The 12,174-nt window shown below is 42.6% G+C and carries 8 protein-coding genes; 7 read left to right on the top strand and 1 reads right to left on the bottom strand.

Translation table 11 applies throughout. The features are described from left to right. Positions 1–63 precede the first annotated feature (63 nt). On the top strand, positions 64–981 hold the full coding sequence (gene lpxC / locus L4D20_RS19415) for a UDP-3-O-acyl-N-acetylglucosamine deacetylase (RefSeq protein ID WP_428803239.1): 918 nt from the start codon (positions 64–66) through the stop codon (positions 979–981). A gap of 150 nt (positions 982–1,131) precedes the next feature. On the opposite strand, the gene L4D20_RS19420 is transcribed toward lpxC, so the two are convergent. Next, complete coding sequence (locus tag L4D20_RS19420; protein WP_428803240.1) at positions 1,132–1,593, bottom strand: DUF721 domain-containing protein; 462 nt, start codon at positions 1,591–1,593, stop codon at positions 1,132–1,134. Positions 1,594–1,909: 316 nt separating this feature from the next. On the opposite strand from L4D20_RS19420, the gene secA reads away from it, so the two are divergent. From secA to L4D20_RS19450, 6 genes are all read left to right on the top strand, one after another. Next, positions 1,910–4,642: a preprotein translocase subunit SecA gene (gene secA, locus L4D20_RS19425; RefSeq protein WP_428803241.1), complete on the top strand. Its 2,733-nt coding sequence runs from the start codon at positions 1,910–1,912 to the stop codon at positions 4,640–4,642. Positions 4,643–4,727: 85 nt separating this feature from the next. Further along, a complete protein-coding gene (mutT, locus tag L4D20_RS19430; protein WP_428803242.1) occupies positions 4,728–5,126 on the top strand; it encodes an 8-oxo-dGTP diphosphatase MutT in 399 nt (132 codons plus the stop codon). A gap of 114 nt (positions 5,127–5,240) precedes the next feature. Next, entirely contained in the window at positions 5,241–6,050 is an 810-nt protein-coding gene (dapB, locus tag L4D20_RS19435; protein ID WP_428803243.1) for a 4-hydroxy-tetrahydrodipicolinate reductase, read from the top strand. Between the two features lie 535 nt (positions 6,051–6,585). Then, complete coding sequence (carA, locus tag L4D20_RS19440; protein WP_428803244.1) at positions 6,586–7,725, top strand: glutamine-hydrolyzing carbamoyl-phosphate synthase small subunit; 1,140 nt, start codon at positions 6,586–6,588, stop codon at positions 7,723–7,725. A gap of 16 nt (positions 7,726–7,741) precedes the next feature. Beyond that, positions 7,742–10,972: a carbamoyl-phosphate synthase large subunit gene (gene carB, locus L4D20_RS19445; RefSeq protein WP_428803245.1), complete on the top strand. Its 3,231-nt coding sequence runs from the start codon at positions 7,742–7,744 to the stop codon at positions 10,970–10,972. Between the two features lie 88 nt (positions 10,973–11,060). Then, complete coding sequence (locus L4D20_RS19450) at positions 11,061–12,074, top strand: helix-turn-helix domain-containing protein (protein WP_428803246.1); 1,014 nt, start codon at positions 11,061–11,063, stop codon at positions 12,072–12,074. Positions 12,075–12,174 lie beyond the last annotated feature (100 nt).

Genomic DNA, 12,174 nt, shown 5'->3' on the forward strand with positions numbered 1-12,174 from the left:
TTAGCATGCACGGTCTGCATAACAGCAGGCCGTGATATGTAGCGCGATTATTAAGGGTAGTAGATGATTAGACAACGTACTTTGAAAGAGATAGTGAAAACAACTGGTGTGGGTCTCCACTCTGGTCGTAAAGTCACGCTTACTCTTCGCCCTGCTGCTGCTAATACCGGTGTTGTTTATCGACGCACTGACGTTAATCCTCCTGTTGATTTTCCAGCTGATCCTGAATCAGTTAGAGACACCATGCTTTGTACCGCTTTGGTTAATGAAGATGGCGTAAGAATTTCAACGGTAGAGCACTTAAATGCCGCTCTTGCTGGAATGGGTATTGATAACGTTATTATTGAAGTTGATGCTCCTGAAATTCCGATTATGGATGGTAGCGCAAGCCCATTCGTATTCTTACTGCAACAAGCTGGTATCGAGACGTTAAACTCTCCTAAGCGTTTTATTCGTATTAAAAAACCTGTGCGTTTTGAAGACGGTGATAAGTGGGCAGAATTTGTTCCTTATAACGGCTTTCGCATGGATTTTGAAATTGAGTTTGATCACCCTGCGATTGAAATTGATGAGCAGAGACTGCAATTCGATTTTTCATCTCAAGGCTTCATTAAAGAGATCTCTCGCGCACGTACATTCGGTTTCATGAGAGATATCGAATACCTACAATCGCAGAACCTTTGTCTAGGTGGTAGCTTTGATTGTGCTATCGTACTTGATGAATATCGTATCCTTAATGAAGAAGGTCTACGTTTTGCGAATGAATTCGTAACGCATAAAGTGTTGGATGCGATCGGTGACTTATACATGTGCGGTCATGCCATTATTGGTGAATTCCGTGCTTATAAATCAGGTCATGGGTTGAACAACCAATTACTTCGCGCTGTATTAGCGGATCAAGAAGCTTGGGAGTGGGCAACCTTTGAAGAGCAAGCTGGCTCTCCGGTTGCATTCGCTGACCCTAATATGGTCCTAGCGTAAGAATGCTCTTAGCGTAAACGAAAGAAACCAGACATCGAGTCTGGTTTTTTTAGCTCTCTACATTGCCCTAGAAGCTTTCTCTTTTCCTATCTTGTGCCTATAGCCTCGATTCAATTCTTAAATTAATCGTTACTCGACCAACCTCTTAAGCTAATTCGTTTTCTTAGCTAGCTGAGCTATACGCTCTAAACGTTCACGGATTTTTTGTGGTGCGGATTCAGCAACAATAAGTAAAGACTGAGCGGCATTCTCTGAAAGTGGCGCTCGTTGTATCGCTTCTGACTTTTCGTCCTGTTTGCGTTGTTGTTTATATAGGCTAGGGTTAATTTTTACTTCCAAAGAAATTAATCGAGCAAATCCGGCTGAACGTAAACGATTCAAGATCGTTAGACGGTCATAATCGAGCTTAATCTTTATTGAAGCACTCGCAACTTCAAGTAGTAAATGACTGCCACGCACGTTGGCTGCACGGCAATGTTTTACCACACTGGCAGGAAGGAATTTATGAAGCTCTTGATTGATCGTTAAGATCTCTTTTGCATGCTGTTGTATCTGATTTAATTTAGATTCAGAAAGTAGCTCTTGCGTTAAGGTGGGTCTGTGATCTCTCATAGCAGTCTCAAGCGTTGTGTTATTTCCATTTTAGAGCATCCAGCCAAATGGTAATAGGATTAAATGAGCACAATAGATAACCTATTTCTAAAAAAAATTAAGTGCGCTTCAAACAAATGACGCAGCCATTGGTCGTTAGTGATAAAATTCCTTAAACTATCGGCACTAATTATAACTATCGCCTTGAAATTACAACGTCTCATCACAATATCAGTGATACATGATTTATCTCAGTATCCTTAGTTTAAAACTGGTCGAGACTGAAGGCATTTAGAGTAGATCGCATTCGATCTAAATTTAGAGAGATTCATAGCAAATGATAACTAAGCTACTGACAAAGGTTATTGGTAGTCGCAATGACAGAACCTTGCGTCGCCTAAGAAAGATTGTAAAAGAGATCAATAATTACGAGCCAAGCTTTGAAGCTTTATCTGATGAAGAATTAAAAGCGAAAACTGTTGAGTTTCGCGACCGCCTAGAAAAAGGTGAGTCTTTAGATAATTTACTTCCAGAAGCATTTGCAACGGTTCGTGAAGCCTCTAAGCGTGTTTATGGCATGCGTCATTTTGATGTTCAGCTTATCGGCGGAATGGTACTCAATGATGGTCAAATCGCAGAAATGCGTACCGGTGAAGGTAAAACACTAACTGCAACGCTTCCTGCGTATTTAAATGCTCTTCCAGGTAACGGTGTCCATGTCATCACTGTGAATGATTACCTTGCAAAGCGTGATGCCGAAACAAACCGCCCACTGTTTGAATTCCTAGGTATGACTGTTGGTGTCAATGTTGCGAATATGCCGCCTCCGGAGAAAAAAGAAGCCTATCTAGCGGATATCCTTTACGGAACAAATAACGAATTTGGTTTTGATTACCTACGCGATAATATGGCGTTTCGTAACGAAGACCGTGTGCAACGTTCACGATTCTTCGCCATTGTCGATGAAGTGGATTCGATCTTAATTGATGAAGCTCGTACGCCGTTGATCATCTCTGGCCCTGCTGAAGATAGCTCTGAGCTTTATGCAAAAATTAACACACTGATTCCGAGCCTTGAACGTCAAGAGCAGGAAGATTCAGAAGAGTACCGCGGTGACGGTCACTACACACTTGATGAAAAGTCAAAACAAGTACACTTAACGGAAACAGGTCAGGAATTCGTTGAAGAACTGATGCTGAAAAATGGATTAATGGAAGAAGGGGATACACTTTACTCTCCAACTAACATTAGTTTACTTCACCACGTTAATGCAGCACTTCGAGCTCATGTACTGTTTGAAAAGAACGTCGACTATATCGTGAATGAGGACGGCGAAGTCGTTATCGTTGATGAACACACTGGCCGTACTATGCCAGGTCGCCGTTGGTCTGAAGGTTTACACCAAGCTGTTGAAGCAAAAGAAGGTGTGAAGATTCAGAACGAGAACCAAACATTAGCATCGATCACATTCCAGAACTTCTTCCGTCTGTATGAAAAACTGTCGGGTATGACGGGTACAGCTGATACTGAAGCATTCGAATTCCAGTCTATCTATGGTTTAGAAACGGTTGTTATCCCAACCAACAAACCGATGGTTCGTAATGATATGCCGGACGTGGTTTATCGAACTGAGGAAGACAAGTTCAACGCGATCATTGAAGATATTAAAGAACGCGTTGCTCAAGGCCAGCCATCTTTGGTTGGTACGGTTTCAATTGAGAAGTCAGAACTTCTTTCTAATGCATTAACCAAAGCTAAAATTAAGCACAATGTTCTAAATGCTAAGTTCCACGAAAAAGAAGCTGAAATTGTTGCAAGTGCAGGTACACCAAGTGCTGTAACTATCGCAACGAACATGGCTGGTCGTGGTACCGATATTGTTTTAGGTGGCAGCTGGCAAGCGAAGGTTGAGCAGTTATCTAACCCAACTCAAGAACAAATCGATCAAATTAAAGCTGAGTGGAAAATCATCCACGATGAAGTTCTCGCTTCTGGTGGTCTGCATATTATTGGTACAGAACGTCACGAATCTCGCCGTATCGATAACCAGCTACGTGGTCGTTCTGGTCGTCAAGGTGATGCAGGTTCTTCTCGTTTCTACCTATCAATGGAAGACTCACTACTGCGTATCTTTACCTCAGATCGTATGGCAGGTTTGATTCAAAGTGGTATGGATGAAGGCGAAGCGATTGAGAGTCGTATGCTTTCTCGTTCGATTGAAAAGGCGCAACGTAAAGTTGAAGGCCGTAACTTTGATATTCGTAAACAACTTCTTGAGTATGATGATGTTGCCAACGATCAACGTAAAGTGGTTTATGAGCTTCGCGATGAGCTAATGAGCGCAGATAATATCAGTGAGATGCTTGAGCAAAATCGTGCAGATGTACTTACTTCGGTTATTGATGAGTATATTGCGCCTCAGTCACTTGAAGATATGTGGGATGTTCCTGGTCTTGAAGACCGTTTGAAGAAAGACTTCGATATTGAAGTGTCGATTCAAACTTGGCTTGAAGAAGACGATAAGTTATACGAAGAAGCGTTACGCGAAAAATTGCTTAACCACGCAGTAGAAGTTTACAAATCGAAAGAAGAAGCCGTGGGTGAAACTGTACTACGTAACTTCGAAAAATCAGTCATGCTGCAGACTCTTGATACATTGTGGAAAGAGCACTTAGCGGCGATGGATCACCTTCGTCAAGGTATTCATCTTCGTGGCTATGCACAGAAGAACCCGAAACAAGAATATAAACGTGAGTCATTTGAGCTATTTGAAGGTTTGCTTGATACGCTTAAATTTGATGTGATCACTATCTTGTCTAAAGTTCGAGTTCAACAGCAAGAAGAAGTTGAACGTATGGAAGCTCAAAGACGTCAGCAAGCAGAAGCTGCAGCACTTCGCGCTCAAGCTCAACATGCGACGGCAGAAAACCAACTTGCCGATAACAGCGAGTCAGAGCAAGAGGAAGGGCATCAACCTGTCGTTCGTGAGGAACGTAAAGTTGGCCGTAATGAACCTTGCCCATGTGGTAGCGGTAAGAAGTACAAGCAGTGTCATGGAAAAATTGCTTAAGCATATTGTGTAATAAAATTGAGTCGCGTAAGCGGCTCTTTTTTTATCTATAAAATATTTAACCATCATAATTGAAGAATCAGAGATGAAACAAATTCATATTGTCGCCGGAATTATTTTCAATCGTGACAAATCAAAAGTCTATATTACTCAACGACCAAGCCATTTGCATAAGGGGGGCTATTGGGAATTTCCTGGTGGTAAAGTCGAAGCGGGAGAGAGTGTCGAAACAGCGATGGCTCGTGAGCTTGATGAAGAAATTGGTATTATTGTAACTAAGCAATCGCAGTTTGAGCATTTAGAATATGACTACTCCGATAAATCGCTCGAGTTCGATTTTATTGTAGTTCATGATTTTGAAAAAGAGCCTTATGGCAAAGAGGGTCAGTTAGGCCTGTGGGTGGAAGTTGCAGATCTTGTTAAATACACTTTCCCTGAAGCAAATCGGCCAATCATGCAGCGAGTTATAAAAGAGTTTACCTAAGCCCTAGTCAAGATTAACGATTGTTGTTAGTTTATAGTGATAAGAGCTTAGTGTGAGTTAGATCAAATAATGGGTTGCCGTAACTGGCGGGCCAATTTTAAGGAGAAATAGTCAATGGTACGAGTTGCAATCGCCGGTGCTGCAGGCCGCATGGGAAGAAACCTAGTTAAAGCGACATTTATCAATCAAGATGCGAAAGTGGCTTCAGGATCTGAACGTCCAGAGTCATCGTTGGTCGGTATTGATCTAGGGGAGCTTTGTGGTGAGGGCAAGTTTGATATTGCGATTGTCGATAGCCTAGAAAAGTCGATTGAAGAATATGACGTTATTGTCGACTTTACTGCACCTGTAAATACTTTAGCCAATATCGAATTGTGCAGAAAGTACGGTAAGCAGATTGTTATTGGTACTACTGGCTTCTCTGAAGAAGAAAAACAGCAAATTGATGCTGCGGCTAAAGAGATTGCTATCGTGATGGCGCCTAACTACAGCGTAGGTGTCAACCTTGTTTTCAAATTGCTAGAAAAAGCGGCCAAAGTGATGGGCGACTACTGCGATGTTGAAATTGTTGAAGCTCACCATCGCCATAAAGTCGATGCTCCGTCTGGTACTGCGATAGGTATGGGCGAAGCAATTGCTGGTGCAATGGGCAATGAGCTTAATGATGTTGCTGTTTGGGCACGCGAAGGGATCACAGGTGAAAGAACTAAGGATGAGATAGGCTTTGCGACGATTCGTGCAGGAGACATCATTGGTGAGCACACGGCAATGTTTGCAGATATCGGTGAGCGTGTTGAGATAACCCATAAAGCCACAGATCGAATGACGTTTGCTAATGGTGCAATTAAGGCCGCAGTTTGGCTTAATGAAAAACCAGCTGGTTTTTACACCATGACAGATGTACTCGGTTTGAACGATCTCTAAATTGTGCCAATAACTCTAGTGCTCTATATGAGTGCTAGAGTATCACTCTGCGCAAGTTGAGTAATTATGCGTTGGAGAACTTCAGCGCATTTGTCCTTTTTAATCCCTCCTACAAATTCCAAAGGCAATATTAGGCTTTTAACTGCTTTTTATTGTGTTAATTTTCAGTGTTACACCTTCTTATTGGGGTAAGTTGCTCAAAAGTACATGTTAACTCTGGTTGTTGAACGATTGCTATTGGCTAACCAAAATTCTTGTCGCTTCTTTAGACTCTGCTGGTGATTATTTTACTATTTTATCGGTTGTCGATATGGCTTTGCTGGTAAAACTTGTTTTTTTAGCCGCTTTGCATGGGATATCAGTGCTACCCCATTAAAGTAGTAATTTATTAATAGTAAAACTTGACACATGTCACAACCGTAATTAGAATACCGCCAATTTGTCTAATTTCCATAAAAACGCTGTTTTTCAGCGAAAAGGAAGGTAGATTTGCAAATTAATTCATTTTTAATGCATTTTTATTTTGGAGGTTGCCTTGATTAAGTCAGCACTGCTAGTCCTAGAAGATGGGACAGTATTCCACGGTGAATCCATCGGCGCAGATGGTTCCGCTGTTGGAGAAGTCGTTTTTAACACCTCGATGACGGGGTACCAAGAAATCCTCACTGATCCTTCCTATTCTCAACAGATTGTAACCCTTACTTATCCCCATATTGGTAACACCGGAACTAATTCCGAAGACGAAGAATCCTCAGCGATTCATGCCCAAGGCCTCGTTATTCGTGATCTTCCTCTTCTTGCTTCAAACTTCCGTAATGAACGTTCTCTCTCTGATTACCTTAAATCACAAAATATAGTTGGCATTGCCGAGATTGATACTCGCAAGCTAACGCGTATTTTGCGTGAAAAAGGCGCTCAGAACGGATGTATTGTTGCTGGTAGCAATATTGATGAAGCATTAGCGTTAGCTAAAGCAAAAGAGTTCCCTGGCCTAAAAGGTATGGATCTTGCGAAAGAGGTTACAACAAAAGAAGCGTACCAATGGAAACAGGGTTCGTGGACGCTTACGGGTGGTCTTCCTGAAGCGAAAGATGACAGCGAATTACCATTCCACGTTGTTGCCTACGACTTCGGTGCAAAACGAAACATCCTGCGCATGCTTGTCGACCGAGGCTGCCGCTTAACGGTTGTACCTGCTCAGACTTCTGCGGAAGAAGTGTTGGCGTTAAATCCAGATGGCGTATTCCTTTCAAACGGCCCTGGTGACCCAGCTCCATGTGACTACGCAATTGAAGCGACAAAAGTTTTTCTAGATAAAGGTCTGCCAATCTTTGGTATCTGTTTAGGTCACCAAATTCTTGCGCTAGCGTCAGGTGCTCAAACGGTTAAAATGAAGTTTGGTCACCACGGTGCAAACCACCCAGTGAAAGATTTAGATCGTGATGTTGTGATGATTACTTCACAAAACCACGGTTTTGCTGCTGATGAAGACACGCTTCCTGAAACTCTGCGCGCGACCCACAAATCACTATTTGATGGTTCACTGCAGGGGATTCACCGTACAGATAAGCCAGCATTTAGCTTCCAAGGTCACCCAGAAGCTAGCCCAGGTCCAGAAGACGCAGCGCCGTTATTCGACCACTTTATCGAACTCATTAAACAGCACAAAGCTTAATTCGGAGTAGTAGACAATGCCAAAACGTACTGACATTAAAAGTATTCTAATTCTAGGTGCTGGCCCGATTGTTATCGGTCAAGCATGTGAGTTTGATTACTCTGGTGCTCAAGCTTGTAAAGCACTTCGTGAAGAAGGCTACCGAGTTATTCTTGTAAACTCGAACCCTGCGACAATCATGACTGACCCAGATATGGCGGACGCAACTTACATTGAACCAATTCAGTGGGAAGTTGTTCGTAATATCATCGCGAAAGAAAAGCCAGATGCTGTTCTACCTACAATGGGTGGCCAAACTGCTCTTAACTGTGCATTAGACCTAGAAAAATACGGCGTTCTTGAAGAGTTCGGCGTTGAGATGATAGGTGCTACTGCTGACGCTATCGATAAAGCAGAAGACCGTTCTCGCTTTGATAAAGCGATGAAAGCGATTGGTCTTGAGTGTCCAACTGCTGATACTGCTAAAACCATGGAAGAAGCTTACAAAGTTCAAGAAATGGTTGGCTTCCCTTGTATCATTCGTCCATCGTTTACGATGGGTGGTACTGGTGGCGGTATCGCTTATAACAAAGAAGAATTCGAAGAAATCTGTCGTCGCGGTTTGGATCTTTCTCCAACCAACGAACTTCTAATCGATGAGTCTCTTATCGGTTGGAAAGAGTACGAGATGGAAGTGGTTCGTGATAAAAACGACAACTGCATTATCGTATGTGCGATTGAAAACTTTGACCCAATGGGCATTCACACTGGTGACTCAATCACCGTGGCTCCGGCTCAAACGTTAACAGATAAAGAATACCAATTAATGCGTAATGCATCTCTTGCAGTATTGCGTGAGATTGGTGTTGAAACAGGTGGTTCAAACGTACAGTTTGGTATCAACCCTGTCGATGGCCGTATGGTTATCATTGAGATGAACCCTCGTGTATCTCGCTCTTCTGCTCTAGCGTCTAAAGCAACAGGTTTCCCAATCGCTAAGATTGCCGCGAAACTGGCTGTTGGTTTTACGCTTGACGAGCTAATGAACGACATCACTGGCGGTGCAACTCCTGCTTCTTTTGAACCAACGATTGATTACGTTGTTACTAAGATTCCTCGTTTTAACTTCGAGAAATTTGCTGGTGCAAACGACCGTTTAACAACGCAAATGAAATCAGTTGGTGAAGTTATGGCTATTGGCCGTAACCAACAAGAATCTTTACAAAAAGCATTGCGTGGACTAGAAGTTGGCGTTAATGGTTTTGATGAAATGGTTGATTTAGATGCTCCAGACGCACTAACAACTATTCGTCATGAACTTAAAGAAGCGGGTTCAGATCGTATCTGGTACATCGCCGATGCATTCCGTGCTGGTATGTCAGTAGATGGTGTATTTAACCTAACGCAAATTGACCGTTGGTTCCTAGTTCAGATTGAAGACATCGTTTTACTTGAGCAAAAAGTAAAAGCAGGTGGTTTTGCTGGTCTTAATAAAGAACTGCTGAATAAGCTTAAGCGTAAAGGTTTCGCTGATGCTCGTCTGTCATCAATCTTAGGTGTTGCTGAGAGCGAAATTCGTCGTCTACGTGACCAATACGATATCCACCCTGTCTACAAACGCGTTGATACATGTGCTGCTGAATTCTCTTCAGATACAGCTTACATGTACTCTACTTACGATGATGAGTGTGAATCAAACCCGACAGATAAAGAAAAGATCATGATCTTAGGCGGCGGTCCAAACCGTATCGGCCAAGGTATTGAATTTGATTACTGTTGTGTACACGCTTCACTAGCACTTCGTGAAGATGGCTACGAAACAATCATGGTTAACTGTAACCCTGAAACGGTTTCGACAGACTACGATACTTCAGACCGCTTGTATTTCGAACCAGTAACTCTGGAAGACGTATTAGCAATCGTACGCGTTGAGAAGCCAAAAGGCGTTATCGTTCAGTATGGTGGTCAAACACCACTTAAACTGGCTCGTGAACTTGAAGCTGCTGGCGTTCCAATTATCGGTACTAGCCCAGACGCTATTGACCGCGCAGAAGACCGTGAGCGTTTCCAAGTTGCCGTTGACCGTTTAGGCCTTCTACAACCAGAAAACGCAACAGTAACAACAATGGAGCAAGCGGTAGAGAAATCTCGTGAAATTGGCTTCCCATTAGTTGTGCGTCCTTCTTATGTTCTTGGTGGTCGTGCGATGGAAATCGTATACGATGAGCAAGATCTACGTCGTTACTTCAACGAAGCTGTGAGCGTTTCAAACGAATCTCCAGTTCTACTTGATAGCTTCCTAGATGACGCTGTTGAAGTGGATGTTGATGCGATTTGTGACGGTGAGCGCGTTGTTATCGGCGGTATCATGGAGCATATCGAGCAAGCGGGTGTTCACTCTGGTGACTCAGCATGTTCTCTTCCTGCTTACACGTTAAGCGAAGAAATCCAAGACGTAATGCGTGAGCAAGTTGAAAAGCTAGCATTTGAGCTAGGTGTTCGTGGTCTTATGAATACACAGTTCGCGGTTAAGAACAATGAAGTGTACCTAATCGAGGTTAACCCTCGTGCAGCACGTACAGTTCCATTTGTATCTAAAGCAACTGGCGCGCCAATCGCTAAAATCGCAGCACGTGTAATGGCTGGTCAATCTCTAGAAGCTCAAGGCTTCACAAAAGAGATCATCCCACCTTACTACTCAGTGAAAGAAGTGGTTCTACCGTTCAACAAGTTCCCTGGTGTTGACCCACTATTAGGTCCAGAAATGCGCTCTACTGGTGAAGTTATGGGTGTTGGTACAACATTCGCTGAAGCGTACTCTAAAGCTGAATTGGGTTGTGGCAACATTTACCCAGAAGGCGGTCGTGCACTTCTTTCTGTTCGTGAAGGCGATAAAGAGCGTGTTGTTGACCTTGCATCTAAGCTAACTAAACTTGGCTATCAATTAGATGCCACTCACGGTACTGCAGTTATTCTAGGCGAAGCGGGTATTAACCCACGTCTAGTGAACAAAGTACACGAAGGCCGTCCTCACATTCTTGACCGTATCAAGAACAATGAGTACACCTACATTGTGAATACTGCAGCTGGTCGTCAAGCGATTGAAGATTCTAAAGTACTTCGTCGTGGTGCACTTGCTGAGAAAGTGAACTACACAACAACGCTAAACGCTGCATTTGCCACATGTATGGCGCATACAGCAGACGCGAAAACTTCGGTTACTTCAGTACAAGAGCTACACGCTCAAGTTAAAGCAAACGAAGCATAATCTGATTCAGATTAAACAAGAACCCGCTCACTAGAGCGGGTTTTTTTATGCTTTAATTACACCTGCCTGTAATACCAGAGACGACTTGATGACTTCCTCTTCAATAATAGCAACCCGTTCTAAGTATTTAGTTCACTCCGGCTGGTTCAAGTTACTGGATAGCTATCGGCGTGATCATCTTAGTGCTTTCGTATTTGATATTGATGCGATTGAGGGGCGCTATATGGATGTTCGAAAAGCTAGGCAATATTATTTTGAACTGCAGAATGAGTCACACGATCATAAGTTACCAATAGCCGTCTCGAACTACATTGATCCGCTTACTTTTGGTAGTTACAGCCTTGCTCTTTGGACAGCGCCAGATCTGTATACCTTACTTAAAGTCGCTTGTGACTATTGTGTTGTCTTAGGTATGCCCATTGATTTGCAGTTCTATGAAAGCCGTCAAGGGAGTATTGAAATATGGTTTGTAACGAATGAAGTAGGAGATAAGGACGGTTACGTTACTAATCGAGGTATTTTACTGTATGTGGCAATGCTCTTGACTCTATTGAACCGGACTTGCCGCTCTCAACTAGAGGGGGTTGAGGTTCAACTAGACTCTTTATTTAGTGAAAATTCAGTAAGCTTTAAAGTGGTTGAGCAGACTTTCTCTTGTCATTTTCAATCTGGCTATATATCTCGGAAAATTATTTTTCAGCGAAAGGGAATGTTCACACCGTTGAAAACATCTGAGCAAGATATTCACCGAGTAAACATGGTTCTATTGCGGGAGCAGATGACGGAACTTAGTACAAACAATATTGTATTGCGGGTGAGAAAGACACTTGATAGCTTGAATGATCTCTCATTGGCAAATGTTAATTTTGTGTCTCAAAATATGGGTATGACGGCTCGGACACTTAATCGTAAATTGAATGAAGTTAGCACTCATTATCGTGTGGTATTAGATAACTATAAGCTCGAAAAAGCACTCGGTATGTTAAGTAAAAGTAATCTAAGTATTTCAATTATCGCCGAAAACCTTGGGTTCTCGGATGTGACGGCATTTTCTAGAGCATTTAGACGATGGACCGGCAATGCACCTTCAGATTATCGGTAATGATTGGGTAAAAGATAAAACTGATCTAAATCAGGCAATGTTTCGATGTCTTGATTAGTCATTATAATGTCTCAAAATGTCAGCTTTCATTTTTTGATTA

The sequence above is a fragment of the Vibrio kyushuensis genome, from assembly GCF_050337325.1.
GTDB lineage: Bacteria > Pseudomonadota > Gammaproteobacteria > Enterobacterales > Vibrionaceae > Vibrio > Vibrio kyushuensis.